Genomic DNA, 26,733 nt, shown 5'->3' with positions numbered 1-26,733 from the left:
TCCCCTGCCTGCTTTAGGGGAGCTCCGGCTATTCCACGATCCTGCCGTCCACCACGCGGATGGTGCGGTTCATCCCCGCCGCCAGCTGCTCGTTGTGGGTGACGATCACCAGCGTGATGCCGGTACTGCGCTGTATCGAGTAGAGCAGTTCGTGCACCTCGTGGCTGGTCTTCATATCGAGGTTCCCGGTAGGCTCGTCCGCCAGAAGGAGCCTGGGCTGCCGCACCAGCGCCCGCGCGATGGCGACGCGCTGCTGCTCCCCCCCGGACAGCTCACCCGGCCGGTGGGTCACCCGATGGGCCAGCCCCACGTCGTGCAAAAGCTCGCGGGCGCGCCCTTCGACCTTGGACCTCTTCTCGCCGCCGATCAAAAGCGGCATCATCACGTTCTCCAGCGCCGTGAACTCGGGGAGGAGATGGTGGAACTGGAACACGAAGCCGATGGAGCGGTTCCGAAAGGAGGCGAGCGGCTGGTCCGCGAGCGCGAAGACCGGCTCCCCGTCGAAGAGCACCTCGCCGCTTGTGGGGCGGTCGATGGTCCCCATGATGTGTAAGAGCGTGCTCTTGCCGGCGCCGGAAGGGCCCACCAGGGCTATGGTGTCGCCCGATTCCACGCAGAGATCGATTCCCTTCAGCACCTCGACCTTGGCCGCGGCCTCGCCGTAGGACTTGTAGAGGTTCTTCACCTCGAGAAGGCTACTCATAACGGAGCGCCTCCGCGGGGGCCATGCGCGAGGCGGCCCAGGAAGGATAGAGCGTCGCGGCAAAGGAGATCAGTACCGCCGTGATGCTGATCAGCACCACGTCGGACGGTATCACCTGGGAGGGGAAGTGGTCCAGGTAGTAGATGTCCTTGCTGAAAAGCTCGAAGCCGGTCACCTTCTGCACCACGGTCACGATCGATTCCATGTTGAGCGCAACCAGCAATCCGCCCAGCACGCCGATTGCGGTGCCTAAGACGCCGATGATTACCCCCTCGAAGACGAAGATGCGCATGATGCTGCGGCTGGTCGCCCCCATCGACTTCAGGATGGCGATGTCGCGGGTCTTCTCCATGACCACCATGAAGAGCGTCGAGGCGATGCCGAAGGCGGCCACCAGCACGATCAGGGTCAGGATGATGAACATCACGCTTTTTTCGGTCTTAAGCGCGAAGAGGATGTTCTTGTTCATCTGCATCCAGTCGCGGGCGTGGTACGGAGGGCCTAGCTCCTGGTTGATCTTTTGCGCCAGTTGGTCCGACTTGTAGACGTCCCGCACCTTGAGCTGCACACCGGTCACCACGTCGCCCAGATCGAGGAACTGCTGGGCCTCCTTGAGCGAAACGTAGGCGAGCGTCGAGTCGTACTCGAACATGCCGGTATTGAAGATGCCGGTGATGCGGAAGCGGTTCAGCTTGGGCATCATGCCAAGCGGCGTGATGTTCCCCATGGGGGAGATCACGTCCACCGTGTCGCCCAGGAAGAGCCCCAGGTTCTTTGCCAGCTCCTTGCCGACCACCAGTCCCGGCGTCTTCCCGACCTCGCTCTCCAGGGTGTCGAGCTTCCCCTCGACCATGGACTTCTGGAGGTTGGTGACCTTGGCGTCGCTTTTCACGTCGATGCCGCGCAGCACCACGCCGGAGACGTTCTTGCCGGTGGAGAGCATGACCTGGTTGTAGATGAACGGGGTGGCGGCTACCACGCCGTCCATCCCTTCCAGCTTCTTGATGACCTGGGGGTAATCATGTACCGCCCCGAGGCTGCTAAGGACCACGATGTGCGCGTTGGTCCCCAGGATCTTCTCCTTGAGCTGCTCCTCGAACCCGGTCATCACGGCGAGGACGATGATGAGCGCCATGACGCCCAAGGCGACCCCTGCCACGGAGATCAGGGTGATCAGGGAGATGAAGGTCGATTTGCGCTTGGCCTTAAGGTAGCGCAGCCCTATGAAGAGCTCGAAGGGCATCTATTTCGCCTCTTTCCTTAACTGCGGGAACAGGATGACGTCGCGGATGGACGGGGAGTCGGTCAAGAGCATGACCAGGCGGTCGATGCCGATCCCCTCGCCGGCGGTGGGAGGAAGCCCGTACTCCAGGGCGCGGATGTAGTCCTCGTCCATGTAGTGCGCCTCCTCGTCCCCCTTGTCCTTGGCGGCCACCTGGGCCAGGAAGCGCTCCTTCTGGTCGCGCGGGTCGTTCAGCTCGGAGAAGGCGTTGGCCATTTCGCGCCCGGCGCAGAAGAACTCGAAGCGGTCCACGTACTCGGGGTCCTGGTCGCTCTTTCTGGAAAGGGGCGAAACCTCGGTCGGGTAGTTGGTGATGAAGGTCGGCTGGATCAGCTTGATCTCGGCGACCTCCTCGAAGATCTCGGTGATGAGCTTGCCGTACCCCACGTCCTCGGGGAGTTCCAGCCCGATCTTCTGGGCGTAGGCGTAGGCTAAGTCGCGGTCCTCAAGGCTCTTCGCGTCGATGTCGCCGTACTCGAGGATCGCCTCCTTCACGGTGAAGCGGCGCCAGGGGCGCTGGAAGCTGATCGGCTCGCCGCCGTAGCTGAAGTCGAGGGTGCCGAGAAGTTCCTGGGCCACGTGGCAGAGGAGTTCCTCGGTGTAGTTCATCAGGTCCTCGAAGGTGGCGTAGGCCTGGTAGAACTCCATCATGGTGAACTCGGGGTTGTGGCGCACCGAGATCCCTTCGTTTCTGAAGTTGCGGTTGATCTCGAAGACGCGCTCGAAGCCGCCGACCACGAGCCTCTTCAGGTAGAGCTCGGGGGCGATGCGCAGGAAGAGCTCCATGTCCAGCGCGTTATGGTGCGTCGCGAACGGCTTCGCCGTGGCGCCGCCGGGGATGGGATGCATCATCGGGGTTTCCACTTCCAGGAAGTCGTTCTTGGTCATGAAGTCGCGGATGAGCTGGATGACGCGGGAGCGCTTGTAGAACACCTCGCGCACGTCGGGGGAGACGATCAGGTCGACGTAGCGCTGGCGGTAACGGGTCTCTACGTCGGTAAGTCCGTGGAACTTCTCGGGAAGCGGCAAGAGCGACTTGGTCAGCAGGCGCAGTTCGCTGACGGCGAGGGAAAGCTCCCCGGTCTTGGTGCGGAAAGGGGTGCCGGTGGCGCCGATGATGTCGCCTATGTCGTAGTTTTCGAACTCGGCGAAGAGCTCCTCGCCCAGGGTGTCCTTCTTCATGTAGAGCTGCATGCGCCCTTTGCGGTCCTGCACCTGTACGAAGGCGGCCTTGCCGAAGGAGCGGCGCATCAATATGCGGCCGGCCACCACGAAGCTCTGCGGCTCTTCCTCGATGACTTCCTTGTCGCCGTAAGCGGCGCGGACGTCGGCCGAGGTGTGTTGCGGCCGGTAATCGTTCGGGTACGGGTTGATACCCGCCTCCCACAATGCATCTACCTTGCGTCTTCTCTGCAGCAGCAGTTCGCTCAACTCTTCCATGTAATCTGCAACCTTTCTTGTTGGCCTTGGGGGGTGAAAACAATCCGTCAAACTAAACTAATTGGCAACTCTAAGTCAAGGGAAAACAGGGGAATAGGACGCTCCCGCAAAAGGAGTTCCGCCCCTTTCCCGCCCCTGGTTTTTATTCCTACTGCCCCTGCACCAGCACCGGAATCTTCGGGTTTCCGGCGGAGGAAGTGGGAACGGGGTTGCCCAACTGCCCCATGTCGTTGTTCCCCCAGCCGTACCAGACGCCCCCCACCTTGGCCAGGGAATGCTGCCCGAATGCCGCAATGTCGGTGACCCCGGTAAGGTCGGGTGTTCCGCTGGTGTTGAGGGTGTTCACAAATTCGAAGCTGCTGATTTCGGTGCTCTTGTTGGTTGGCGAAAGCCCCATGTTGTTACCCAACTGCCCGAAGTAGTTGTAGCCGACCGCCTTCACAGTCCAGGATCCGTCGCTGCCGTCGTTGTCGCGGGCGCCCAGAAGCAGCAGGATGTGGTCGGTGCCGGCGACGAACTTCTTGATCACGATGGTAGTTCCATCGGCGGTGGGAATGCTGCGAACAGCGACCGGGGTGCGGGTATAGGCCGTATCGTTCTTCCCTGCCTGCCGCTTGGGAAGCGTGGCCGACGCCGGGTCGATGCCGAGCTGCCCCACGCCATCGAAGCCCCATCCCCAAAGGGTCTGGCCGATGATTTTGTTGAAGGCATCCCTCACCACCTCGAGCGCCAAGGTGAACTTCCCTCCGGCAGCTATCGCCTCCACCTGCCCAGTCGTGACGGGCACCGGGACCTTCATCGGAATGCTGCTCTTCGCTGTGGTGTTCGGGCTGAACGCGAGCTGACCGTAGCTGTTGTCTCCCCAGGCGTAGACGGTCCCGTTGTTCAAAAGCGCCGCGGAGTGGTACCCGCCTGCAGCGACGGCCTTTGCGCTATTGAGCGAAGCCTCGGTGTAGTTGGTGAGTTTCGCCGGCGTGGTCTGCTTGGGGCTGAAGGCGCCGTTGCCGACCTGGCCGTAGTCGTTGTTGCCCCAGGCATAGATGGAGCCGTTGGCTACCCCCAGCGAATGGAAGCCCCCCGCGGCGACGTCGGTGACCGGACGCTCCAACTGCGCCTTAACCGGCGTCGAGCTGAAAGCGGTGTTGACGGAGGTCGAGATGGCCGGATCGCCCAGTTGGCCGTAAGCGTTGTAACCCCAGGCCATGACCACGCTGGTGTGGTTGCTGAAGGCGAGCGTATGTTCGGCGCCGACAGCCCCGCCGGTCATGTGGCCCAGCCCGAAGACCTTGGTGGCCACGGCACGATTTTCCAGGGAGTTGTCGCCGAGCTGCCCGAAGGCGTTGTACCCCATGGTCATCGCCGTGTTGTTTCTGAAGATAAGGCTGTGGGCGTTGAAGATGGCTACCGTGGTGGGAATGGTCTCATTCTTCTTCGATCCGCCGCAGCCTGAAACGGCCGCAGCTGTCAAAAGTCCGGCGCAGATATAGGACATGAAACGCCTGCAGGTATGCATATAGAGACCCCTCGTTAGGTTAATCGATCCGGCGGATTTAACTATACAAAGAAAAGAATGTCAAGGACCGACTCTGGGTAATCGGAGTTGACACAGCGCCCCCGTTGCATGTAAGAATGGCCAGATTAACCAAGTCATTACCCTGCCTCACGAAAACAAAGAGATCGCAACGTAAGTCATAAAAAAACGGAGGAACGACAGAGATGGCGCTAGACCCGAATAAGGTCATTTACTCCATGATCGGAGTGAGCAAGTTTTACGATAAGAAACCGGTGCTGAAGGACATCTACCTCTCCTACTTCTATGGCGCGAAGATCGGCGTCCTGGGTCTGAACGGCTCGGGCAAGAGTTCGCTCTTGAAGATCCTCGCCGGAGTGGACAAGGAGTTCAACGGCAAGACCATCCTCTCCCCGGGTCACACCGTGGGCTATCTCGCACAGGAACCGCAGCTCGACCCGAATAAGACGGTGCGCCAGTGCGTCGAGGAAGGCGTGCAGGAAATCGTCGACCTGATGAACGAGTTCAACGAGATCAACATGAAATTCGGCGAAGAGATGAGCGACGCCGACATGGAGAAGCTTTGCGACCGCCAGGCCAAGGTGCAGGAGAAGCTGGACCACTTCGACGCCTGGGACCTGGACAGCCGTCTTGAGCTCGCCATGGACGCGCTGCGCTGCCCTCCCCCGGAGACCAATGTGGCGAACCTATCCGGCGGCGAGAAAAGGCGCGTGGCGCTTTGCCGGCTCCTTTTGCAGAAGCCGGACATCCTGCTTTTGGACGAGCCGACCAACCACTTGGACGCCGAATCCGTCGCCTGGCTGGAGCAGCACCTGCAGCGCTACGCCGGCACCATCATCGCCGTCACCCACGACCGCTACTTCCTGGACAACGTGGCCGGCTGGATACTGGAGCTGGACCGCGGCCAGGGGATCCCGTGGCAGGGGAACTACTCCTCCTGGCTGGAGCAGAAGGAGAAGCGTCTGGCGCAGGAAGAGAAGACCGAGAGCGAGCGCCAGAAGACCTTGAAGCGCGAGCTGGAGTGGATCAGGATGTCGCCCAAGGGGCGCCACGCCAAGGGTAAGGCGCGCATCAACTCCTACGAGGACATGCTGAACACCGAGAGCGAGAAGCGCGGGCGCGACCTGGAGATCTACATTCCGCCGGGGCCGCGCCTGGGCGGAGTCGTGGTCGAGGCAGAGAACGTAGCCAAGGGGTACGGCGAAAAGCTCCTGGTCGAGGGGATGGAGTTCCGGCTCCCGCCCGGCGGCATCGTTGGCGTGATCGGCCCGAACGGCGCCGGCAAGACCACCTTGTTCCGCATGATCACCGGCGAGGAGAAGCCGGACTCTGGTACCTTCAAGATCGGCGAGACGGTGAAGCTTGCCTACGTCGACCAGAGCAGGGACGCGCTAGACCCGGAGCAGACCATCTGGGAGGCGATCTCCGGCGGGCAGGAGCAGCTTCAGCTCGGCAAGCAGCTGGTCAATTCCCGCGCCTATGTGGCGAGGTTCAACTTCTCCGGCGCCGACCAGCAGAAGAAGCTCGGCATGCTCTCCGGCGGCGAGAGGAACCGCGTCCACCTGGCGAAGATGCTCAAGGAGGGGGGGAACGTCATCCTGCTCGACGAACCGACCAACGACCTGGACGTGAACACCATGCGGGCGCTGGAGGAGGCGCTGGAGAACTTCGCCGGTTGCGCCGTGGTCATATCCCACGACCGCTGGTTCCTGGACCGCATTGCCACCCACATCCTCGCCTTCGAGGGGGACAGCAAGGTGGTCTGGTTCGAGGGTAACTACTCCGAGTACGAGGAAGACCGCCACGCACGCCTTGGGACCGCGGCCGACCAGCCGCACCGGATCATGTACCGGCAGCTGACCAGGGTGTAACTGGGGGCTGGCAAGTTGAAACGACAAAGGGGGCGTCCATGATTGGGCGCCCCCTTTCTATTTTCCTGGTTCCCAAGCTCCCGCTTTGCATCCTGCCAGATATACCCTCTCCCAGAGGGAGAGGGAGCAGGAACCGCCCCCCCACGGCGAGGAGGAGTGGAAAAGGGTGCTACTTTGCTTTGCGGGCCACGCCGTAGATGACCTCGTAGGTTGCCGGTATCCCGTCCTCGCGCCCGAAGTCGCTGCGGTAGGCCGCCATCATGTCCAGCATGATCCGGCGCTCCGAGAGCCCGTTGGCTGCGACCGGCGCGGTGGTGCCGGCCCCGATCCGCTTGAGCGAGCGGAGCAGCTCCGGTACGTCCGGGTGCATCTCCACTTCCAGTTCCGAGGTTACCGTGGCGCCGGCAAAGCCGACCCTCTCCAGGGCCTCCTCGACTTCAGACCTGGAAAAGAAACTGTGGCTGCGGTCAGAGGCACCGCTTAAGGCGCTCCGGTAGGAATCGCGCAGCTCGAACAGCGTCCTCTCGCCGAAGAGCGCGAAGCAAAAGAGCCCGCCCGGCACGAGCACCCGGCTCGCCTCGGAGAAGGCCTGGTCGAGCGAGCTGAGCCACTGGTAGGTCGAGGTGGAGAGGACCAGGTCGAAGCTCTCCGGGGCAAAGGGGAGATTTTCGGCGTCGGCGTTCACCATCTCCACCCGTTTTCCGGCGAGGTTTTCGGCAGCCGCGCGGCACATCCCCGGGGCGAGGTCCGCGCCGACTGCGCTGGCTTCGGGGTAGAGCTCCGTCACCCTCCCCAGCAGGCGGCCGGTCCCGGCCCCTATGTCCAAAAGCCGCGCAGGGGCAAGCTGCTGCGCTTGCAGCATCCCCACCACTTTTTCCACCACCCGGCACTGCACCACCGCGTGGCAGTCGTAGTCGTTCGCCTGCCGGTGAAAGGAATCCTGTACCTTCTGCCTGTCTATCTTTGCCGCCATCTATAAACCGCCCGGATTATCTGAATCGTTAAAGTGTCGCCAGCCCCTTCCCCCCGCCGGGGGCAGATCAGTTGCACAGCGCCCCCTCACCCAGTTAGGAAAAGAGCAGTTGCTCAACGTCCCCCTCCAGTTGGAGAAAGAGCAGTTGCTCAACGTCCCCTCCCCCCCAGCGGGGGAGGGACAGGGAGGGGGATGCCTTTACTTCCGCAACCCCTCGATGAAATTCCTGACCAGCGCGTTGAACCCCTCCGGCCGCGTCATGAAAGGCGCGTGTCCGCATCCGGGGACCAGCTCCAGCCTCGCCTGCGGCATCCGCTTTGCCATGTATGCCGATGCCGCGGCGGGGCAGATGGTATCCAGCTCGCCGTGCACCAGCAGTACCGGGCGGTCCACCTGGGCCAGCCGGTCCCTCTGGTCCACCGTCGCCAGGATGTTCAGCGACTCCTTCGCCGCACAGGTGTTGGGGGAGCGGCCGCCCATCACGATCCGCTGGTACTGCGCCTGGTCCATCTCCCCTTCCGCGAACATCCCCTTGAAGAAGTCCCCCATGGTCTTTTGGTAGTCGCGCCGCAGCTTGAGGCTCAGCCCCTTCACGTCGACCGGGGGTTTGCCGTGCGGGTAATCCTCCGCCGTGGTGAAACGAGCGGTGCCCCCCACCAGCACCAGCCCGGCGAGCCGCTCCCTGACAGATGGAAAGGCCTGCAACGCCACCTGCACCCCTAGGGACCAGCCGATGAGGACGGCATCTTCCAGAGCGAGCCGGCTAAAGAGCGCCGCCACGTCCCCCGCGTAGTCGTCTATGGCATAGCCCTCGGCGGCAGCCGACTGTCCATGGCCGCGCTGGTCGAAGAAGATGAGCCGATAGGCGTCGTCCAGAGGATGCTGGAAGCGCCAGACGCGCCCCGACATGGCCCAGCCGTGCAGGAATACCACAGGGCGTCCGGCTCCTGTTTCCTGGTAGTGAAGGGCGAGTCCTGATGATGTTTCGATGAAGGGCATAGCTTGTCCAATCTAATTCAAAACCAAAAGGCGGAACACAGAGGTCGCGGAGGTCACTGAGGGTTTTCCCGTCGTTCAGGTTTCCCCTGAAGTTGTGCTTTCCTCTGTGTCCGCTTTGTCTTTTCCTCTGTGAACCTCTGTGGTGAGCTTTGGTTTAGTGAAGTTTTGTTTAAACCACCCCGAGCTTCTTCCCCACCTGCTCGATGATTCCGGCGGCTTCTTCCAGTTCGGCCGGTTCGTGCGTCGCCATGATGGTACAGCGCAGCCGGCAGCTCCCCGACGGGACCGTGGGCGGCCTGATCCCCTGTACGAAGATCCCCTGCTCCAGGAGTACCTTGCTGAATTCCATGGTGGCGTCGGCCGGTCCCACGAAGATGGGAACTATCTGCGTCTCGCTCCCCATGGTGTCGAAACCCGCCTGCGCCAGCTTCTCCTTGAAGAGCGCGACGTTCGCCGCAAGCTTCTCCCTCAGCTCTTTTCCTTCCGGCGAATCCACCAGTTCGATGGCCGCAATGGAGGCGGCCAGCACGGCCGGGGGGAGCGAGGTAGAGAAGATGAAGCTGCGCGCCTTGTTCACCAGGTAATCGCAGATGGTTGCGGACGCAGCCGCGTAGGCGCCGAAGCTTCCGAGCCCCTTGCCGAGGGTTCCCATGTGGATGTCGATCCCGTCCATGACGCCCAGCAGTTCGCCGCTGCCGCGCCCGGTCGGGCCTAGTACCCCTGTGCCGTGGGCGTCGTCGACCATGAGCAGGGCGCCGTACTTCTTGGCCAGCCGCACGAGGTCCTGCAGCGGGGCGATGTCGCCGTCCATGCTGAACACCCCGTCGGTGACGATGAGGCGCCGGCCGTTGCCGCCTTTGTCCTGCAGCAGCCGCTCCAGGGCCGCCATGTCACGGTGCGGGTAGCGGTGCAAATCGGCCCGGGAGAGAAGAGCGCCGTCGATGATGCTGGCGTGATTGAGCCGGTCCGAGAAGATGGCGTCGCCACGCCCGACGAGGGCGGAAACGATACCGGTATTGGCGGCGTAGCCGGAGTTGAACACCAGGGCCTTCTCGGTCCCCTTGAAGGCGGCGATCCGCTCCTCAAGCTTTTCGTGCAGCTCCATGGTGCCGGAAACCAGCCGCGAGGCGCCGCTGCCGACGCCGAAGGCCACACCGAATACTGCGGCGCTTCTCAGCTCGGGGTGATCGGCAAGCCCCAGGTAGTTGTTGGAGCAGAGCATGAGAACCTGCTTCCCGTCGAGCTCCACCCGGCTTCCCTGTGCGCCTTTGATGACCCTCATGCTGCGGTACAGTCCCTCCGCCCGCAGGGCTTCAAGCTCTTCAGCAAATGTCTGCACAGCCTCTCCCTCCTATGACAGATTCCCCGGTTCCCAGCCGACCATTGTTATTAACACAGGACCTCCGGGTTCGTCAACCTGACAACCAACACAGGTTGACAATCCTTCCTCCCGCCGGGGGCGGAAGAGAACTGGCCCCGACCTGCGCTTTCAGTCGCAGAGGCACAATGGTCGCAGTGCTGTCGCCAACAACGATTGCAGGCATTCGAATGTGGGTTACACTCTTAAAGCCTTTTAATTTCAGCATCTATTTCCGGCCCGTAAGTACCTGCCGTAGCGAGCATACTCTCACCATCGATGCTTAATGTCACAAACTTCCGCGGCTGCGGAGTTCTGTGTTCACTCCTGCAGCAACCGCGTCATCGGAGAGCGTCTATGCCGCACCTAAACCGTCACAACGCATACAGCTCACTGATGGAGCGCCTGAACCGATTCCCTCAAGGCGCTCCACCCTCCGAATTGCTCACCAAGATCCTCGCCCTGCTATTCACTGAGAAAGAGGCGAAACTGGTGGGGCAGCTACCCATGCATCCGTTCTCCCCCGCCAAGGCGGCGGAGATCTGGAGGGTGAGGGAAGTTGAGGCATTCCGCACGCTCGAAGATTTGGCTAAACGAGCGCTGCTACTGGATGCCGAGCACGACGGCGAGAAGCTCTACGTGCTCCCCCCGCCGATGGCGGGCTTCTTCGAGTTTTCTCTGATGCGGGTCAGAGCGGATATCGACCAGGCGGCGCTGAGCCTGCTCCTGTACCAGTACCTGAACCAGGAGCAGGAGTTCATCAGCAGGCTGTTCATAGAGGGGAGAACCAGGATCGGCAGGATCATGGTCGGCGAGAACGAGGTCCCCCCCGCGCACATCACCCGGGTCTACAACTACGAGCGCGCCAGCGAGGTGATCAAAGAGGCGAAGAAGATCGGTGTGGGCACCTGCTACTGCCGCCATAAGATGCAGCACCTCGGGCGCGCCTGCGCGGCGCCGATGGAGACCTGCATGGTTTTCGGGCCGGTGGCGGACTCGCTGATCAGGCACGGCCACGCTCGCGCCATCGACAGCGTCAAATGCCTGGACCTGCTGCAGCAGGCGCGGGAGCATAACCTGGTCCAGTTCGGGGAGAACGTGCAGGGAGGTCTTTCCTTCATCTGCAACTGCTGCAGCTGCTGCTGCGAAGCGCTGATAGCAGCCCGCAAGTTCTGCAACGTGCAGCCAGTGCACAGTACCAATTTCATAGCGGAATTAACCGCCACCGAATGCAGCGGCTGCGGCCGGTGCATCGATGCCTGCCCCGCTGAAGCGGTGCGGCTCATATCTGCCAACGCCCCCCAGCACCCGTGGCTCAGGAGATGCGTGCAAGACAGCGAACGCTGCCTGGGATGCGGAGTCTGCGTCAGGGTCTGCCGCAGCGCGGCGATCACGTTGAAACCAAGGGCTGAGCGGGTCATTACCCCGGTCGACAGCGCCCACCGTATCGTGCTGATGGCGCTTGAGCAGGGCAAGCTGCAGCATCTCATCTGGGACAACCGCGCGCTCGTCAGCCACCGCGCCATGGCCGCCATCGTGGGCGCCATCCTTAAACTTCCTCCGGTGAAACAGGCCCTGGTCCGCAGCCAGCTCGGTTCGCACTACCTGCAAGGGGTGATCGAAAGGCACGCAGAGCGATCCAGCAAGACCTGTTACAGATACTGATTAACGCTTTACTCCTTAGGCTTTCTCAGAAGTCCTCAGACGTTCTCCTTGCCAATGGTTTTAAATGGCGGCGCAGTCATATTCTGCGGCGCCACTTTTTTGCAGCACTTAGCCCACCGATGTGTTACCTTCACCTCTGTTTTCGACTCATTTTCCCTTTAGAAGAGAAGTACATGCACGGACTGAAATACCTCGCCGGCTATTCCGAGAGCGTCACCAGCAAAGTGGAGCGGTTGATAGCCGACAACAAGTTGGGGAGCGTGCTGCTCGCCAAGTACCCCACCCCGCACCAGATCCGGACCGACCGGGCCCTTTACGACTTCGCCGTCGCCTTGAAGAACGAGTTCCTCCGCAAGTCGCAACCGCTCAGCAAGGTAAGCTACGACCCGAAGATCAGCGTCATGAACCACGCCCTCGGACTGCACGCCTTCGTGTCGCGGGTGCAGGGGGCGAAGCTCACGGCAAAGCACGAGATAAAGATCGCCGCGCTCTTCAAGCTCGCCCCGATAGAGTTTCTGAGGATGATCGTAGTCCACGAACTGGCCCACCTGAAGGAGAAGGAGCACAACAAGGCCTTTTACCAGCTCTGCGAATACATGGAGCCGGCCTACCACCAGCTTGAGTTCGACACGAGACTGTACCTGATCCACCTTGATTCAGAAGGCCCGCTTTACCAAACCTTCTGACCGCACCTGTAACCCTCCTCCTTCATCTAGCGCCCCCGGCAGATATTGACATCCCCACCTAGCCCGATAGATTTAAACCTGCCTTTCAAGTTAACAAACACTAACCACAACCAACCAGAAACCATGCCGCGGCTCCCCCGGCACCTCCCCCAAAGCGGCATCCGTCAAGGAGGATCCCATGTCATTCGCGCTTTATGTCGTCGGGTTCATGCTCGTCATCGGAGGCATCGCCTGGGCACTGGTCGAGGCTGGACTGGCCATGTTCAAGATAGCCATCGTCTGCATCATCCTCCTGGGGATCGCGATACTGACAGGGGTGGTGAAGACCCGTCCCAAGGATCCGCCCAGGGGGCCGCTGGCGTGACTGCACCATCGGCAACGGATAAACGAAGAGACCCGGGTCGAAGCTCGACCCGGGTCTCTTTTTGTTTCCTCTTGGGGCAACCGTCACGGCGCCAGCGCGGTCCTCGGGACGGGCAGCAGCCGCCCTTCCGGAGCAATGGCCTTGATCTCGGGTTGGAACGGCATGGCCAAAACATTTCCCAGGGTCAGCTGCGCCGGGTCCTGATAGCCGACCACACCTATGTCTATGCTGTCCTGCAGGACGTTCAGCCGCACGGTCCCGTGCAGGTAATCGGGCCAGGAAAAAATGGTGCCCCAGTTGGAATCGGTTTCGCCGCGAACCACCGAATGATGGATCCCGTGCATGCGGGGGGTGACGATGAGCCGGCAGAGGCGACGCTCCCAAGCGAAGGGGAGCCGCAGGTTCGAGTGGTGGAACATGATCTCCACCAGGGTAAGCGTCTGCCAGAGCGCGAGCCCAAGCGGCGAGACGCCGAGCAGGCTCACCTGCGCGGCGCGCCAGGGAACCGACAGCAATAATTCGCCGAAGTGAAAGCGCAGGGCGGTGCTGGCGTCCAGGTCGCGGTCCACGTGGTGGGGGCGGTGGAAGCGCCACAGAAAAGGCACCTTGTGGGTCAGGTAGTGCCAGATATAGAGGGTGTAGTCGAGCAGCAACACGGAAAGCATCAGGTCGGCCCAGACCGGGAGCCGGTACAGCTTCAGGAACCCGAGACGTTTTTTATGCACCGCCAGGGCCAGAGGCGCCACCACCGGCTTTTCGGCAAGGCCGACCGTTGCCGCCGCGAGCAGGGCTAAGGTGGCGTTTCGCATATTGCGGGAGACCTTGTCCTCCCGTTCCTTCCGGAGCGGCCGCTTCAACTCCATGACGACCACCGCCGCCATGGTGCCGAAGATCAACATGGTGCTGAGCCATCCAGGAAGTTCACTCTTTTTCAGATCAGATCTTCTGGCCATCGCTCCCCCCTCCCCGTTTTGTGCTAGCGCATCCGGGCCGCCAGGCGATGCACCCACTCCGCCGCGGCACTCCAGGCGATGTGGTTTCCCATCTCTTTCACGCTCGGCTGCCAGGGGACTCGATCGAGTCTGGGGGAAAGGCGCAAGGCCGGCGCGATGACGCCGTCGCAGGCAAAGAAGAAGGGAATGGCGAAGGGAAGCCCGCCCCAGCGCGCAAGAACCGGAAAGCGCTTCCTCAGGCCGCCATGGATCAAGCCCCACCCGAGCCCGTAGACCACCCCGAATGCTAAGTTGACGCGCCGTTTCTCCTGCGGGTCGAGCCGCCGGCCCAGGAGTTTCGAGGCGAAGCGGGGCCCGGCGACCTGGTGGGCGGAGCCTTCCCGCACCTTCCTGTCGCGCCTTTTCTGTTTTTTGCTCACCAGCCGGTCCAGCAACCTTTCACTTGCACCAGCGACGGCGCCGGCAACAAGACCCGCTGCCATGCCGGTCAGAATCGGGTGCCGTCTTTCCAACGGTGAAGCCTGATTCCCTGTGAACATAACGACCTCCTCCGGTTCGAGATGCGCCCCAAGCCGAACAACTGCCCCATTGTAACTGCGGCCAGGGGGGTGTCAACGAGCCTACGGAGCGGCTGCGGGCGCTCCCAACATGGGAAGCGCCCCCCTTGACCGGGCATTGCCGGGCTCTATAATAAGTAGTCGCGAAAAAGGGAAGCTATCAGGGGCAGCAACGACACTATCAGGAGGCTCTCATGCTAGTCAGAACTTTGCAGGTTGTTGTTCATTGTGAGCACAAAACTCTCTGGAACATGCTCATCGACAGACTGCAGCACCCTGAGCGTTATCTGGTCGGCATCACGGAGGCGCGCGTCACAGAGGAGAGCGAGGACATCTTCATCTCCGAGATGCTGCTGCACGGTGAGCCGGTAAAAGAACGGGTGCTGGTGCGTCCCTATGACGGTGAGCTGAGGCACGAGTTACTGGAGCACCCGCAGTTCACCGGCTTCATAGCGAGAAAGATAGTGAAGACGGCGAGACAAAGTCCTGTGGCGCCGCTCTACCTTGAGTACGACCTGGATCTGCTGCGGAAATCGTTGAAGGTGCAGGGGGTGGTTAGGGGTGAAGACGAGATACTGACCGACCTGGGAGCCGAGATGCAGAAGATAAGGGTACGGGCAGAGGAGATGGACTCCCGGCGTTAAGGGGAGACTCGTGGCTACAGGAGGTGACAAGATGAGGCTACCACTTATATTCTTTTCGCTGCTGGCGCTGATCTTCGCTTCTCGGGCGGCGGCCGCCGACTCCGACTGGGTCCTGGTCGACGAGAACCAGTATTCTGCCTTCTTCTATGACAGAAACGGCACTACCCCCGCAAGAGACGGCATGATTCAGGTAAGGACACGCGTGGTCTATACGGAGCAGGGAAGGAAGGAGGCGCTCAACGTGCTGCACGGATTGCCGGAGCCTTCCCGGCTGTACGAGTCGCGCTACATGTATCAGATCGACTGCGTCGAGAAGGAGGGGCGCTTGGTCGGCGTCACCCACTTCGACAAAAACGGCGCCATCCTTAGGTCCTCCGATTTGGGCGACACCACTGTGCTTGAGTATCTCCCTCCCGGCTCCCGCATGGCCATCGTGGCCGAGGACAACTGCAAACCCTGAACCCGGCGCTACTTGCTGCGGTACTCCTGCCGCAGCACCAGGTCCATCAGGACCAGTGCCGCCATCGACTCCACGATCGGGACCGCCCTGGGGACGATGCAGGGGTCATGGCGCCCCTTCGCTTCCAGGAGTGTCTCGGTGCCGTCGAAGGCTGCCGTTTTCTGAGGCAGGGAAACGGTCGCCGGCGGCTTGAAAGCAACCCGGAAATGAACCGGCTCGCCGTTGGAAATTCCCCCCTGCACCCCTCCCGAATAGTTGGTCACGGTCCCCAGGCGCCCCTCTTTCCGCACGAAGGGATCGTTATGGGCGCTCCCCAGCATCCGGCTCCCGCCGAACCCGGAACCGACCTCGAAACCCTTGGCTGCCGGAAGCGAGAGCATGGCATGGGCGAGGAGGGCGTCCAGCTTGTCGAACACCGGCTCACCCAGCCCTGCGGGGAGGTTCCGGCAGACACAGCGAACCACGCCGCCGACCGAGTCTTTGCTGTCCCGCACCGATCCGATCAGCTGCATCATAGCCGCCGCAGCCTCACGGTTGGGGCAGCGGACGGCTGTGGCATCCACCTGTTCCCGGGTGATCCCCTCCAGATCGACCATCCCCCCCTCCAACTCCCCTACCCCGTCCACCCAGGCCACGATCTCCAATCCGAAACGCTCCGCGAGGTACTTTTCCGCTATAGCGCCGGCCGCCACCCGCCCTATGGTTTCCCGGGCGGAGGAGCGCCCGCCGCCGCTTGAGGCACGGATGCCGTATTTCATCTGGTAGCTGTAGTCGGCATGAGAGGGGCGGGGGACCGCCTCCATCTCACGGTAGTCGCCGGGGCGCTGGTCGCGGTTATGCACCAGGAGGCAGATGGGGGTGCCCAGGGTGAGCCCCTTTTCCACGCCGGAGAGGATGCTCACCAGGTCCTTTTCCTCGCGCGGGGTTGAAAGCTCGCTTTGCCCCGGGCGGCGGCGGTCCAGCTGCGGCTGGATGTCGCTCTCCCGCAGTTGCATCCCCGCCGGGACGCCGTCGACCACGGCGCCGACCGCGGCGCAGTGGCTTTCGCCAAAGGTGGATACCCTGAAGAGAGTGCCAAAGGTAGAGGACATGCTGATCTCCTTGCAGGTAATGGCAAGCGGATGGGGACAAGGGGGGTGAACTCAGTCGGAAGCGGAGCGCCCTTTGGCACTGCGCGCCTTAGCGATCAGCACCACGAGGCTGCGCGGGGGGAGCTGGTAGCTTCCCGAGGCATGCGCCGGGGTAAGGTCCCAGGGAACGATGTCGTCGGGCGAAGGAAGAGAGGTGTCGATCCAGCGGTACCAGGTGCCGCCGGCAAGCCTGCGCGGGGGTGGAAGCGTGAAGGTCAGCGGTTCCCAGTATGCATTGACCAGGTAATGGAACACAACGTGGCGGGAGCGGCTCCAGACCGTCAGGGCAATGCTGTGCGACTCGTGGCTCCAGTCGGGGGTCCCGAGGTTGACCCCGTGCCATTCCAGGCGCGCCTGCCCCAGCAACTGGCTCAGGGTCCGCGCGTCCTCCAGTGTGCCGGTCTGCATCAGCCTTGCCTTGATCATCTCCTTGGTGAAGCGGTAAATGTCGGCGTGGCGCTCGTGGAGGCTCCAATCGAACCAGCCGATGCGGTTGTCCTGGCAGTAGGCGTTGTTGTTACCCTGCTGGCTGCGCCGCATCTCGTCCCCCATCAGGATCATCGGGGTACCAAGGGCTAAAAGCGTCACCGCCATGAAGTTCTTGACCTGCCGGTTGCGCAGTTCCTCGACCGCCGGGTCGCCGGCAGGCCCCTCGACGCCGCAGTTCCAGCTCAGGTTGGCGTCGGAGCCGTCCCTGTTGGACTCGCCGTTGGCCTCGTTGTGCTTTTTGTTGTAGGAGACCAGGTCGTTCAGGGTAAAGCCGTCGTGGCAGGTGACGAAGTTGATGCTCTGCTCCGGTTCGCGCTCCTGGTGCCCGTAGATGTCCGGGCTCGCCAGCATCCTTGCCGCGAAACGGGATACCACCCCTTCGTCCCCTTTGAGGAAGCGGCGCACGTCGTCGCGGAACTCCCCGTTCCACTCCTTCCAGCTGTCGCCGATGAAGCTCCCCACCTGGTAGAGCCCGCCTGCGTCCCACGCCTCGGCGATCAGCTTGATCCCCGCCAGCGCCGGGTCCGACTCGATGTCCCAGAGGATCGGGGGGTTCTTGAGCGGGCGCCCCTGGCCGTCGCGGGAGAGGATGGAGGCAAGATCGAAACGGAAGCCGTCGACGTGCATCTCCTTGACCCAGTAGTGCAGGCTGTCGATGATGAGCCGGCGCACCACGTGGTGGTTCGCGTTCATGGTGTTGCCGCAGCCGGTGTGGTTGATGTAGCTCCCGTCGGGGGCAAGCGAATAGTAGACGTCGTTGGCGAAGCCGCGGTAGCAGAAGGTAGGTCCCTTGTGGTCCCCCTCGGAGGTGTGGTTGTAAACCACGTCGAGGATCACCTCTATTCCCGCCTTGTGCAGCGCCTTCACCATGTCGCGGAACTCGTCCAGAGGTCCCAGCGGTTCGGTGCGCGAACTGAAGCCGGCATGGGGGGCGAAGAAGGAGATGGGGCTGTACCCCCAGTAATTGACCAGCCCGAAGGGGGCGTCGTGGGGGTCGAATTGGAACACCGGCAGCAGTTCCACCGCGGTGACCCCCAGGTCCTTTAAGTAGGGGATCTTCTCCACGAGCCCGGCGTAGGTGCCGCGCTTGTCGGTCGAGACCCCGGAGGAAGGGTCCTTGGTGAAGCCGGCCACGTGCATCTCGTAGATGACGGTGTTGGAGTAAGGGCGCTTGAGGGGAAGATCCCCCTCCCAGTCGTAGTCGCGCGGGTCGGCGACGACGCTCTTCATGGCGGTCGCGGCGTTGTCCCCGGGGAGGCAGGCGTCGCCCCTGCAGTACCCCTTGGGGACCGCGACGGCGCGGCCGTAGGGATCGATCAGGACCTTGCCGGGATCGAACCTGCGCCCGCGCTGCGGCTCGAAGGGGCCGGCCACCCGGTAGCCGTAAAGCTGCCCTTCTCCTATGCCGGGGACGAAGACGTGCCAGTAATGGTAGGTGCGGTTTTGCTGCGGGTCGAGGGTGATGACGCGGGACGGAATGGCGTCGTCGGCAGCATCGAAGAGCAGGAGTTCGACTCCGGTGCAGTCCCTGGCGAAGACGCTGAAGTTGACGCCTCCGTGCGACACGGTGGCGCCGAGCGGCGAGGTGTTCCCCTTGGGGTACGCCGGAGCGTTTTTCTTGCTTGTTTTTGCCGTAACTTTCACCGTAGATCCTTCTTTCGAGCTTTCAGGGGCGGCCGGTGCAGTCACAGTCGCCACCGCACTTGAATTGACGATGCCTTTTTTGCCTTGTGACACTATAGTCCATTATGTTTTTCAGTCAAACGCAGGGCTTACCCTTTTCCAGCTTCTCTCTGGCGACGCATCGAGACATAGGCGACGTTATCGCTGACGCAGTGAGCAAGGCACAGAGCCAGCCGATCCAGTCTCCGGCCACCGAATATGGGGGGCGCCCTCCCTGTAACAGCGGGATCTTGTCCACCAGGACCTCCTTGGTCCAGATGCCGGTACTCTTGACGATGCGCCCGGCAGGATCCACGAAAGCCGAAATGCCGGTATTGGTGACGCGTACCAGGGAGCGGCGGTTCTCGATGGAGCGGAAGCTGGCCAGCGCCAGGTGCTGCACCGGTTCGGTCGAGTTGCCGTACCATGAGTCGTTGGTGAGGTTGAACATCGCCTCGGGGACGCGTCTCTCCTTTCCGCCGGCCATGAGTTTTCTGATGTGCAGCGGGAAGATGTCTTCATAGCAGATGCTGAGCGAGAGCACGCGATCTCCCAGTCGGAGCGGCTCCTCGCTCTGGCCGCGCCAGAAGCGGCTCGAGTAGGGGGACCAGGAGTAGAGGCTCGGGAAGGTGTCGCCAAAAGGTATGTACTCCCCGAAAGGAACCAGCACCGTCTTGTCGTAGCTCCCCAGGATGCGCCCGGAGGCGTCGACCAGAAAGGCGCTGTTGCAGATCCCGCCGGCTACCCGCAGGCAGGCGCCGAAGAGAAGCGGGGTGCCCAGGTCCCCGAGTGCCGCGGTGGGGAGCACCCCTTCCCGGAAGGAAAGGCTCACCGGCACCCCTTCCGGCCAGACCACCAGGTCCGGCCTTTGCTTTTCCACCAGGGTCCGCGACATGTCCCGGTGCTCCTGCAACACGGTGTCGGAGTCGATGTGCAGGTCTGCGGCACCCCGGTTGGCCTGTACCAGCCCGACCTTGAGGGTCTGCGCCGTTGCTACCTGCCGCTCCACCTCCTTAAGCCGCATCTCCCCGTACCCCAGCACGAACAGAAGCGATAGCGCCAAGGCCGACAGCGCACGCCAGGGGAGACGCCTTTCCTCGAACCAGCAGGCGGTCACCCAGTAAAGCGTTGCGTTGATGTAGACCACGAGGAAGCTCACCCCGAGGATCCCGGCGAAATCCGCTATCTGCGTCAGATGCGACAGCCGGTACTGGCTCGCCCCGAGGTAGTTGGGGAAAACCTCGGGCCAGAATTTCTCCATCGCCGTCCAGACCACCGGGGCGACCCAGATAACCTGCCAGCCTCGGGCGGCGATGACCCTTATTCCCCAGGCCCAGGCGGCAACCACGATGCCGTTTGCCGCGGCCAGGAGCGCCAGCCCGACCAGGGCAAAGGGGAGAGGGGCTCCGGCGAACTGCTTGAACATGTCGATGATCCAGTAAAATCCGCCGCCGTGCCCGACGATACCGGCAACCCAGCCGATGAGAAAGGCGCGCCCGGGGCGCGCGTCGCGCAGTGCCCAGAAAAGCGGCACCAGGAAGATCCACTCCAGGTAGAACTGGTCGAAGCCGGCATAGCCCAGGAAAAGGAGGATGCCGCTGGCAACTGCGGCTATCCACGGGAAAAGGCGGTGGCTGGTAATGCTGTTCAGCAAGGTGACCTCGGTATCAACGGGGATTATGGATGCTGGAGGCGGTGCGGCCTGTCAAGATAGCACAAACGTTTAATCATCACAATCTCACAAACAGCAGAAAGGGCGCCTCGCGGCGCCCTTCTCTCTAACGGGCAGGGTAGTAATCGGGAGGGACCGAGTACATGTCGGGCGGAGGCGGAGGAGCAACTGTCCTCACCCGGCGCACCTTGCGCACCGAGCCGGGGATCTGGTTTCCCTTCGAGTACATGCACTGAACGTACGTGTTGTCGTAAAGCCGCTGCGCCTCGTAACCGTAGGCCCGGCCGGATTCCGAGCCGCTGGCGGCCCCGAACAGGAGCCCCGTGCCTCCTCCTATAGCCGCTCCGGTCCCCGCGTTGCCGCCGGCTGCGCCCAGCAGCGCCCCGACCCCGGCACCTACGGCAGTACCGACCACTGCGCTGGTTGCGGTGTTCTGGTTGACGGTGTCCTGGCGGTTCAGGCCCAGTTGCTGCTCGGACCAGCGCCTGCAGACCGCATCCTCGGCCATGAACTGTTCGAATGACTTACCGGGAGCCGGCAGCACCCTGACGCTGGGGCCGGTGGGAACAGTTGCGCACCCGCTCACCCCCAAGAGGGCCAGCAGCAACCAGGCCGCTGTTCTGGAATGTTTTTTCATGTCACTTCTCCTTGTCCTGCTGCTCTTCCCCAGGGGGTACGGTGTCGGGAACCACTTTCATCCAGCCGCTTGGGCAGCGCTCAACGTAAGGGTAGTACCCCTGCGGGTTCCGGCAGTAATACCAGTATCCCGTCTCCTGCTGGCTTTCGGGGAGAACGTACTCCTGCGGCTCCTGCGGAACCACCACTGTTGGTGGAGCGTAGTAGCGGTAACTGGGATACTGGTAATAGGGGTAATACCAAGGATCCCAGAACCCGAAGCCGGGGCCTATCCACACGCTGCCGGAGAAATGGCTGTAGCTGTGGCTGGGTCCCAGGTATCTGGTACCGTAGCCGCCCCCGGAGTAGCCGCCGCGTCCGGTGTATCCACCGCGGCCGACATAGCCGCCGCGGCCGCCGTAACTGGTACCTCCGCTGCGTCCGGCGGCGCGCGCCACCTGCTCGCCCCCCCCGCCGCCACCTCTGTCCGCATAGCTCACCTCTGCGGCCGATAGCACCGACCAGGCTGCGACTAACATCGGTATGATGAGCGCTCTCATCTTAATGACTTTCATAGCTCCCCTCCTTTAATGACGGGACTTTGACCAGTCCAGTATACAACTTGCCGGCAACATCTGCAAAAACTAACAAACCTGCTCAACCGCCTCTGGAGCGGTACCGCGCGAGCTTCGCCCCTCACTGCAAGTAGTGAGGCTGTGGACTCGCCCTCATCGACTTGGCGTTGACTTCCAAAGGAGCTGTGCAAAAATTAGCTGGTTCAAATATTACAACCAATAAAAGGGAGCTAAACATGAGAAAAGACGCCGCGCTCGTTTCGTCACTCTTTCTTGCAGCAGCCCTGATCATTCCGGCGACGAGATCCTGGACACAGCCCCAGGGAGAGAACGCCAGGAAGGCGCCCTACGACGCGGTCCAGGATGCGCAGACGCCCAGGGAGGTGGCAAGAACCCGCCCCGAGCAGCAAAAGGGCCAGCACGACAACTCGGATCTGTTCATGGCAACGAAGGCGGAACCAGCCTCGACAGCCTTCAAGAACCAGCCCGACGAGGGGAAGATTCTCGGTTTCGACTTCTACCGTGACCCCCTCGATGCCAAGAAGCCGATGACCACCTTCCAGGAGGTGTACCAGAAGGATGTGGCCGATAAGCCTAAGGTGATGGCGACTCAGAGGCACCTTCTGGAAATGAGGTACAACCTGAAGCCGAACCTCTCTTCTGACGTGAAGATGTCGCGCGGCAAGCACATTGCGGTGGGTCCGACTGCGCTGCTTGCCCAAGGAACTAACTGGGAGAAGTTGTCGGCGATGTCCCCCGAGCAGATCAGATCCGGCAACCTCTTTCCTTACCCGCCGCTGCCTCATCCCAAGCAGGTCAATGGCGGGCAGGTCTTCCCCCAGATCCAGATCGACATGTTCCCGAGGCTGCAGCGCTTCGATGTAGATTTCGACATACCCGATGCCTTCCTCCCCGAGTTCCCACCCGCCATCTTCCTGCAGAACCGCCCGGAACTGGGTGACGTCTCCCGCGGCGAGGTGGTCAGCATAAACAACTTCTACCGCCTCTTCAAGGACCTTCTCACCCCGGTGCAGTTGGACGGCTTGCGGATGCTGGTGACCCCCTTCCCGCAGGAGGAGTTCAACCCCACCGACGACCGCAAATCCCCCCAGGCCAGCCTCGGGGTCGCCTGCCTCGACTGCCACGTCAACGGGCACACCACCGCCCAGTTCCACCTGAGCCCCGACATCCGTCCCCAGGAGCGCCGCTTCCGGCTCGACACGGTTAGCCTCAGGGGGCTCTTCAACCAGCAGATCCACTCGTCCAAGCGCAGCCTGCGCTCGGTCGAGGATTTTACCGAATTCGAGCAGCGCACCGCCTACTTCAACGGCGACGAAATCCACGCCGCCAAAAAAGGGATGAACATCCTGAGCCGAGTCCAGGTCAGCCACATGGCCCAGATGCAGAACATGTTCGACGTACCTCCAGCACCCAAGCTCGACCCTGCCGGTTATCTGGCCCCCATGAAAGCTACACCGGCGGAAATAGCCGGCCAGAAGATCTTCTTCGGGAAGGGTAGATGCGGCACTTGCCACCCTGCCCCGTTCTACCTGGACCACCAGATGCACGACCTGCAGATGGAGCGCTTCACCCGCGAGCCGGGCGATGGCCCCATCAAAACCTTCACCCTGAGGGGGATCAAGGAAAGCCCGCCGTACATGCATGACGGTCGTTGCTTCACCCTGGAGGACACGGTGAAGTTCTTCAACCTGGTGCTCGGGCTCAAGCTTTCCGCTGAGGAGGAGACGAATCTGGTCGCCTTCCTGCGGGTGCTCTAGCCTCCGGTTAGGGAGCACCGTCAGTGACGCCGGAATCATCCACAAAGCCTCACCTGTTCCACGCAGGTGGGGCTTTTCTACGGGAGGATTTATGAAAAAGCGCGGTAGCGGGATTCTCTGTCACATCACTTCCCTCCCCTCCCCATTCGGCATAGGAGACTTTGGCGCCGGCGCCTACGGGTTCGCCGATTTCCTGTGCGAGGCAAAACAGAGCTACTGGCAGATCCTGCCGCTCAACCCCACCAACAAGAGGTATTTCGACTCCCCCTTCAGCTCCCTCTCCTCCTGCGCCGGGAATACCGCCCTAATCAGCCCTGAGTTGCTGGCGGCGGAGGGGCTCCTGACGCAGCAGGAGGTGGAGGACCGTCCCCGCTTCCCGGAACACCGAGTGGATTACCAGGCCGCTTCGCGTTTCAAGCGGCAGCTTTTCCAGCGGGCGCACACCCGCTTCCAGAAGGGAGGCGTACCGGAGGACTACGCCAGGTTCTGCCGGGGCAACTCGATGTGGCTTGAGGACCATGCCCTCTTTACCGCGCTCAGCAATCATCTCGGCAATGCCCCGCTGACCGAATGGCCGCAGGAACTCATCAACCGCAACAGCGAGAAGGTGCAGCTGCTGCGTGAAGAGTTCTGGGACGAGGTAGAGCTGGAGAAATTCCTGCAGTACCTCTTCTTCAAGCAGTGGCACCTGCTGAAGAACTACTGCAACGGCAAGGGGATCCGGATCATCGGCGACTTCCCCATGTTCATGAACTACGATGCCGTGGACATCTGGACCAATCCGGAACTGTTCAAGGTCGATGAGCGGAAAAAGCCTTACGTCCTCGCCGGGAGCCCCCCCGATGCCTTCAGCGCCGAAGGGCAGCTCTTCAACTGCGCGGTATACGACTGGGACGGGCTGAAGCGTAACGGTTTCAACTGGTGGATCAGGCGCTTTCACTACCTGTTCAGGCAGTACGACTTTGTGAGGATCGACCATTTCCGCGGCCTGATCTCCTATTGGGAGGTCCCGGCAGGGGAGCAAAACGGGCTCAGGGGTAGCTGGCAGCAAACCCCGACGCAGGAATTCTTCAACGCAATGCTGCAGCACTATCCCCTCTTCCCGGTGATCGCCGAGGACCTGGGGACCATCGGCGCCGAGGTCAGGGAGACCATGGCACGGTACGCTATCCCCGGGATGAAGGTGCTCCTCTTGGGGTTCCAGAAGGAGGCGCATGAAAAGAGCTACCTGCCGCACCTCCACCCCCGCAACAGCGTGGCCTACACCGGCACCCACGACACCGCCACCGTCACGGGGTGGTACCATGGCGCCGACGATAAGGAGCGGCAAGAACTCTTCCGCTATCTGGGGCGGCGGGCTGAGAACGGAGTGAACTGGGAACTGATCCGGCTGGCGCTGATGTCGGTAGCGCATACGGCGGTGATTCAGATGCAGGACGTCTTAGGGGCGGGCGAGGAATCGAGGATGAACAAACCAGGGAAAGCGGAAGGGAATTGGGAGTGGAGGGTCCCGCCAGGCGATCTTGGAGAGGTCGCTTCCCGTCTCGCCGAGATGACGATCTGCTACGGACGGGCGCAGGATTGATAATCGCCGGGCGCAAAAATGGGGCTTCGGGTTTTCCCGAAGCCCCATCGCTGTTCTTGCAGATGCTGGAGGCGCCGTTATTTCTCGACCCCGAGCTTCTTGGCCATGTCCTTTGCGTGCTGCAGGTGCTGTTCGAGAACCGGCAAGGTCTTGTCCACCCACCCCTTCAGTTCGGGATCCTTCACCTTTGTGCTCGCCTTTTTGAACGTCGCCACGTCCTTCTCATGGTCCTTGACCATTTCCTTGGCGTATTTCTTGTCGAACTCGGCGCCGGACAATGCATTTAGCTGGTCAACCATCTTCTTATGCTTGGCCTCCATCTTGGCCGGCTTTTTCAGTTGCTTCTTGGAGATGATGCTATCCAATTCATCATTGGCCTTGCCATGGTCGGTGACCATCATCTGCCCGAAGTCCTTGATCTCCTGTGAGGCTCCCTTCTGCTGGGCCAGACGTCCCGCCTCGACCTCCATCATCCCGCCGCTGGCAGCTTCCTTCACGAACGCCTTGTCGTGCCTCGACATCTTCTCCGCCGCGAGTGCGGGGATCGCCATGCTCAACGCAAACAGAGAAACGACCGCCATCCACAGAAACTTTTTCATGTTTTTTCTCCCCTTTTGGCCGTAGCCGGTGGCTTTGATGCAACATTAGCAAAAACCAACTGTCTAAAAGTATCCGGCTTTCTCTTGTTGTCAACGCAGAGGGTCCGGAAAGTTGAATCCAATCCATCACGAAAAACAGCCGCGAAAGTTCTGCTCCGGCAAAGAGCGAGAGGATCGGTCCGGCAGGCGCAGGCGAAGGAATACGGGAAGGGATTAGCTGAGCTAGGCGGCGGGCAAAAGAGGATAAAGGGGCGGCTATGCTGCGTTCGGGGGCGGCGGGGATCCCCCCGCGCCCCCTTGGGTTCTTATTTGTAGAGCTGCTGTTCGTCGGTGTAGTAGGTCTGCTTGGAGGAGATGTTCTCCTTGATGACGGGCGCGCCGGTGGGGGATTGCTTCAGGCCGGGGCGGTGCACCTTGAGAAACTCGCGGTACTCGCCGGCGACCATGTCCGGGTGGCGTTTGCGGAGTTCCGATATGGCGTCCTTGAGAACGGCGGGAATGGCCCGCGCCAGCGCCGAGACCGCCTCGGGGGGAAGCTTTCCCGCCACCGATTTGGGGGAGATGCGCGCCTCCCACAGGATTTCGTCGGCGTAGGCGTTGCCGATGCCGCCGATGAGCGCCTGGTCCAGGAGCAGCGCCTTGATCAGCGCCTTCGGCTGCTTCGCGCACAGCTGCTGCAACTGATCGGCGCTTAGCTCCAAGGCGTCCGGCGCCTCCCGCTCCGGCTGCGGGTTCAAGGTGAGCGTCGCCCACCCCTTGGGATCCGAAACCGCGAGCGCGGAACCGTCGTTGAAGGTGACAGTCACCACCGGCGCCTCCAGACGGTCCAGATGCTCGGTGCTGGTCAGCACGAAGCCGCCGGTCAGCATGAGGTGAACCCGCAACATGGCGCCGTTGTCGGCCTGGAAAGAAACCTGCTTTCCGGTCCTGCGCACGGCGGTGACCTTTGCACCTATGAGCGCGGCGGATAGTTCATCGGGAGCTACGTTCAGACGTCCCCTGTCATGGAAGGAAACTGTCGCTATCTTCTTCCCGGTCAGCTTCCTGGCCAGGTTCTCCGCGTATATGGTGAGATCCGGCAGTTCGGGCATGCCCCCTCCTTATAAAGTCGCGATGAAATACCTGCGCGAGCGTATCCGAGAA

The 26,733-nt window shown here is 61.9% G+C and carries 24 protein-coding genes; 8 read left to right on the top strand and 16 right to left on the bottom strand.

Annotated elements, in window-relative coordinates; genetic code table 11:
• Positions 1-28 precede the first annotated feature (28 nt).
• The 4 genes from GBEM_RS04170 to GBEM_RS04155 all read right to left on the bottom strand — a co-directional run bounded on the left by GBEM_RS04170 (position 29) and on the right by GBEM_RS04155 (position 4,917).
• Entirely contained in the window at positions 29-703 is a 675-nt protein-coding gene (locus tag GBEM_RS04170; protein ID WP_012529272.1) for an ABC transporter ATP-binding protein, read from the bottom strand.
• Entirely contained in the window at positions 696-1,946 is a 1,251-nt protein-coding gene (locus GBEM_RS04165) for a lipoprotein-releasing ABC transporter permease subunit (protein ID WP_012529271.1), read from the bottom strand. Before GBEM_RS04165 ends, GBEM_RS04170 begins: the two co-directional genes overlap by 8 nt.
• Positions 1,947-3,425 (bottom strand): lysine--tRNA ligase, encoded by a 1,479-nt coding sequence (lysS, locus tag GBEM_RS04160; protein WP_012529270.1) that lies wholly within the window; start codon positions 3,423-3,425, stop codon positions 1,947-1,949. It lies immediately after the preceding gene.
• A gap of 148 nt (positions 3,426-3,573) precedes the next feature.
• On the bottom strand, positions 3,574-4,917 hold the full coding sequence (locus tag GBEM_RS04155) for an RCC1 domain-containing protein (RefSeq protein ID WP_226373925.1): 1,344 nt from the start codon (positions 4,915-4,917) through the stop codon (positions 3,574-3,576).
• A gap of 224 nt (positions 4,918-5,141) precedes the next feature.
• Here GBEM_RS04155 and ettA point away from each other — a divergent pair, with 224 nt between their 5' ends.
• Positions 5,142-6,827, top strand: coding sequence for an energy-dependent translational throttle protein EttA (ettA, locus tag GBEM_RS04150; protein WP_012529268.1), 1,686 nt, complete (start codon positions 5,142-5,144; stop codon positions 6,825-6,827).
• Positions 6,828-6,996: 169 nt separating this feature from the next.
• Here the strand turns inward: ettA and GBEM_RS04145 are convergent, their stop codons facing one another.
• From GBEM_RS04145 to bioF, 3 genes are all read right to left on the bottom strand, one after another.
• Positions 6,997-7,800 (bottom strand): methyltransferase domain-containing protein, encoded by an 804-nt coding sequence (locus GBEM_RS04145; RefSeq protein ID WP_012529267.1) that lies wholly within the window; start codon positions 7,798-7,800, stop codon positions 6,997-6,999.
• Positions 7,801-7,998: 198 nt separating this feature from the next.
• Positions 7,999-8,733: an alpha/beta fold hydrolase gene (locus GBEM_RS04140; protein WP_264175529.1), complete on the bottom strand. Its 735-nt coding sequence runs from the start codon at positions 8,731-8,733 to the stop codon at positions 7,999-8,001.
• A gap of 235 nt (positions 8,734-8,968) precedes the next feature.
• Entirely contained in the window at positions 8,969-10,138 is a 1,170-nt protein-coding gene (gene bioF / locus GBEM_RS04135; RefSeq protein ID WP_012529265.1) for an 8-amino-7-oxononanoate synthase, read from the bottom strand.
• Positions 10,139-10,513: 375 nt separating this feature from the next.
• Between bioF and GBEM_RS04130 the strand changes: the two genes are divergently transcribed.
• The 3 genes from GBEM_RS04130 (at position 10,514) to GBEM_RS04120 (ending at position 12,871) form a co-directional block, all read left to right on the top strand.
• Positions 10,514-11,821 carry a 4Fe-4S dicluster domain-containing protein gene (locus GBEM_RS04130; protein WP_012529264.1) on the top strand — a complete coding sequence of 436 codons (1,308 nt, stop codon included), beginning with the start codon at positions 10,514-10,516 and terminating at the stop codon, positions 11,819-11,821.
• Positions 11,822-11,994: 173 nt separating this feature from the next.
• The gene (locus tag GBEM_RS04125) at positions 11,995-12,507 is read left to right on the top strand and encodes a M48 metallopeptidase family protein (protein ID WP_012529263.1); all 513 of its coding nucleotides are present in this window, start codon (positions 11,995-11,997) and stop codon (positions 12,505-12,507) included.
• Between the two features lie 178 nt (positions 12,508-12,685).
• Positions 12,686-12,871, top strand: a complete 186-nt coding sequence (locus GBEM_RS04120; RefSeq protein WP_012529262.1) for a hypothetical protein — start codon at positions 12,686-12,688, stop codon at positions 12,869-12,871.
• 83 nt (positions 12,872-12,954) lie between these two features.
• Here the strand turns inward: GBEM_RS04120 and GBEM_RS04115 are convergent, their stop codons facing one another.
• Together GBEM_RS04115 and GBEM_RS04110 are read right to left on the bottom strand one after the other, a co-directional pair.
• Positions 12,955-13,824: a sterol desaturase family protein gene (locus tag GBEM_RS04115; RefSeq protein WP_012529261.1), complete on the bottom strand. Its 870-nt coding sequence runs from the start codon at positions 13,822-13,824 to the stop codon at positions 12,955-12,957.
• 23 nt (positions 13,825-13,847) lie between these two features.
• A complete protein-coding gene (locus GBEM_RS04110) occupies positions 13,848-14,363 on the bottom strand; it encodes a hypothetical protein (protein ID WP_012529260.1) in 516 nt (171 codons plus the stop codon).
• Between the two features lie 212 nt (positions 14,364-14,575).
• Between GBEM_RS04110 and GBEM_RS04105 the strand changes: the two genes are divergently transcribed.
• A complete protein-coding gene (locus tag GBEM_RS04105; RefSeq protein WP_012529259.1) occupies positions 14,576-15,025 on the top strand; it encodes a hypothetical protein in 450 nt (149 codons plus the stop codon).
• Positions 15,026-15,056: 31 nt separating this feature from the next.
• Entirely contained in the window at positions 15,057-15,485 is a 429-nt protein-coding gene (locus GBEM_RS04100; RefSeq protein ID WP_012529258.1) for a hypothetical protein, read from the top strand.
• Positions 15,486-15,493: 8 nt separating this feature from the next.
• Here GBEM_RS04100 and aroC read toward each other — a convergent pair whose 3' ends face one another.
• The 5 genes from aroC to GBEM_RS04075 all read right to left on the bottom strand — a co-directional run bounded on the left by aroC (position 15,494) and on the right by GBEM_RS04075 (position 21,628).
• Positions 15,494-16,576: a chorismate synthase gene (gene aroC / locus GBEM_RS04095; RefSeq protein ID WP_012529257.1), complete on the bottom strand. Its 1,083-nt coding sequence runs from the start codon at positions 16,574-16,576 to the stop codon at positions 15,494-15,496.
• Positions 16,577-16,627: 51 nt separating this feature from the next.
• Positions 16,628-18,748 (bottom strand): glycogen debranching protein GlgX, encoded by a 2,121-nt coding sequence (glgX, locus tag GBEM_RS04090; protein ID WP_012529256.1) that lies wholly within the window; start codon positions 18,746-18,748, stop codon positions 16,628-16,630.
• A gap of 115 nt (positions 18,749-18,863) precedes the next feature.
• Positions 18,864-20,420 carry an apolipoprotein N-acyltransferase gene (gene lnt / locus GBEM_RS04085; RefSeq protein WP_012529255.1) on the bottom strand — a complete coding sequence of 519 codons (1,557 nt, stop codon included), beginning with the start codon at positions 20,418-20,420 and terminating at the stop codon, positions 18,864-18,866.
• A gap of 124 nt (positions 20,421-20,544) precedes the next feature.
• Positions 20,545-21,075, bottom strand: coding sequence for a YMGG-like glycine zipper-containing protein (locus tag GBEM_RS04080; RefSeq protein ID WP_012529254.1), 531 nt, complete (start codon positions 21,073-21,075; stop codon positions 20,545-20,547).
• Position 21,076: 1 nt separating this feature from the next.
• On the bottom strand, positions 21,077-21,628 hold the full coding sequence (locus GBEM_RS04075; RefSeq protein WP_012529253.1) for a hypothetical protein: 552 nt from the start codon (positions 21,626-21,628) through the stop codon (positions 21,077-21,079).
• A 236-nt stretch (positions 21,629-21,864) separates the two neighbouring features.
• Here GBEM_RS04075 and GBEM_RS04070 point away from each other — a divergent pair, with 236 nt between their 5' ends.
• Together GBEM_RS04070 and malQ are read left to right on the top strand one after the other, a co-directional pair.
• Positions 21,865-23,406: a hypothetical protein gene (locus GBEM_RS04070; RefSeq protein WP_012529252.1), complete on the top strand. Its 1,542-nt coding sequence runs from the start codon at positions 21,865-21,867 to the stop codon at positions 23,404-23,406.
• Between the two features lie 91 nt (positions 23,407-23,497).
• Entirely contained in the window at positions 23,498-24,991 is a 1,494-nt protein-coding gene (gene malQ / locus GBEM_RS04065) for a 4-alpha-glucanotransferase (protein WP_012529251.1), read from the top strand.
• Positions 24,992-25,068: 77 nt separating this feature from the next.
• On the opposite strand, the gene GBEM_RS04060 is transcribed toward malQ, so the two are convergent.
• Both GBEM_RS04060 and GBEM_RS04055 read right to left on the bottom strand, forming a co-directional pair.
• A complete protein-coding gene (locus GBEM_RS04060; RefSeq protein WP_012529250.1) occupies positions 25,069-25,590 on the bottom strand; it encodes a DUF4142 domain-containing protein in 522 nt (173 codons plus the stop codon).
• Positions 25,591-25,895: 305 nt separating this feature from the next.
• Complete coding sequence (locus GBEM_RS04055; RefSeq protein WP_012529249.1) at positions 25,896-26,681, bottom strand: DNA-formamidopyrimidine glycosylase family protein; 786 nt, start codon at positions 26,679-26,681, stop codon at positions 25,896-25,898.
• Positions 26,682-26,733: the final 52 nt, after the last annotated feature.

It is taken from the genome of Citrifermentans bemidjiense Bem (assembly GCF_000020725.1).
Lineage (GTDB): Bacteria > Desulfobacterota > Desulfuromonadia > Geobacterales > Geobacteraceae > Geomonas > Geomonas bemidjiensis.
Note: the sequence above shows the minus strand (reverse complement) of the source record. Positions and strands in the feature narration are given on the sequence as shown.

Excerpts from the sequence above, each read along its gene's own strand:
- GBEM_RS04170 (WP_012529272.1), bottom strand. The coding sequence starts at position 703 with ATGAGTAGCCTTCTCGAGGTGAAGAACCTCTACAAGTCCTACGGCGAG.
- GBEM_RS04165 (WP_012529271.1), bottom strand. The coding sequence starts at position 1,946 with ATGCCCTTCGAGCTCTTCATAGGGCTGCGCTACCTTAAGGCCAAGCGC.
- lysS (WP_012529270.1), bottom strand. The coding sequence starts at position 3,425 with ATGGAAGAGTTGAGCGAACTGCTGCTGCAGAGAAGACGCAAGGTAGAT.
- GBEM_RS04155 (WP_226373925.1), bottom strand. The coding sequence starts at position 4,917 with ATGTCCTATATCTGCGCCGGACTTTTGACAGCTGCGGCCGTTTCAGGC.
- ettA (WP_012529268.1), top strand. The coding sequence starts at position 5,142 with ATGGCGCTAGACCCGAATAAGGTCATTTACTCCATGATCGGAGTGAGC.
- GBEM_RS04145 (WP_012529267.1), bottom strand. The coding sequence starts at position 7,800 with ATGGCGGCAAAGATAGACAGGCAGAAGGTACAGGATTCCTTTCACCGG.
- GBEM_RS04130 (WP_012529264.1), top strand. The coding sequence starts at position 10,514 with ATGCCGCACCTAAACCGTCACAACGCATACAGCTCACTGATGGAGCGC.
- GBEM_RS04125 (WP_012529263.1), top strand. The coding sequence starts at position 11,995 with ATGCACGGACTGAAATACCTCGCCGGCTATTCCGAGAGCGTCACCAGC.
- GBEM_RS04120 (WP_012529262.1), top strand. The coding sequence starts at position 12,686 with ATGTCATTCGCGCTTTATGTCGTCGGGTTCATGCTCGTCATCGGAGGC.
- GBEM_RS04115 (WP_012529261.1), bottom strand. The coding sequence starts at position 13,824 with ATGGCCAGAAGATCTGATCTGAAAAAGAGTGAACTTCCTGGATGGCTC.
- GBEM_RS04110 (WP_012529260.1), bottom strand. The coding sequence starts at position 14,363 with ATGTTCACAGGGAATCAGGCTTCACCGTTGGAAAGACGGCACCCGATT.
- GBEM_RS04105 (WP_012529259.1), top strand. The coding sequence starts at position 14,576 with ATGCTAGTCAGAACTTTGCAGGTTGTTGTTCATTGTGAGCACAAAACT.
- GBEM_RS04100 (WP_012529258.1), top strand. The coding sequence starts at position 15,057 with ATGAGGCTACCACTTATATTCTTTTCGCTGCTGGCGCTGATCTTCGCT.
- aroC (WP_012529257.1), bottom strand. The coding sequence starts at position 16,576 with ATGTCCTCTACCTTTGGCACTCTCTTCAGGGTATCCACCTTTGGCGAA.
- GBEM_RS04080 (WP_012529254.1), bottom strand. The coding sequence starts at position 21,075 with ATGAAAAAACATTCCAGAACAGCGGCCTGGTTGCTGCTGGCCCTCTTG.
- GBEM_RS04075 (WP_012529253.1), bottom strand. The coding sequence starts at position 21,628 with ATGAAAGTCATTAAGATGAGAGCGCTCATCATACCGATGTTAGTCGCA.
- GBEM_RS04070 (WP_012529252.1), top strand. The coding sequence starts at position 21,865 with ATGAGAAAAGACGCCGCGCTCGTTTCGTCACTCTTTCTTGCAGCAGCC.
- malQ (WP_012529251.1), top strand. The coding sequence starts at position 23,498 with ATGAAAAAGCGCGGTAGCGGGATTCTCTGTCACATCACTTCCCTCCCC.
- GBEM_RS04060 (WP_012529250.1), bottom strand. The coding sequence starts at position 25,590 with ATGAAAAAGTTTCTGTGGATGGCGGTCGTTTCTCTGTTTGCGTTGAGC.
- GBEM_RS04055 (WP_012529249.1), bottom strand. The coding sequence starts at position 26,681 with ATGCCCGAACTGCCGGATCTCACCATATACGCGGAGAACCTGGCCAGG.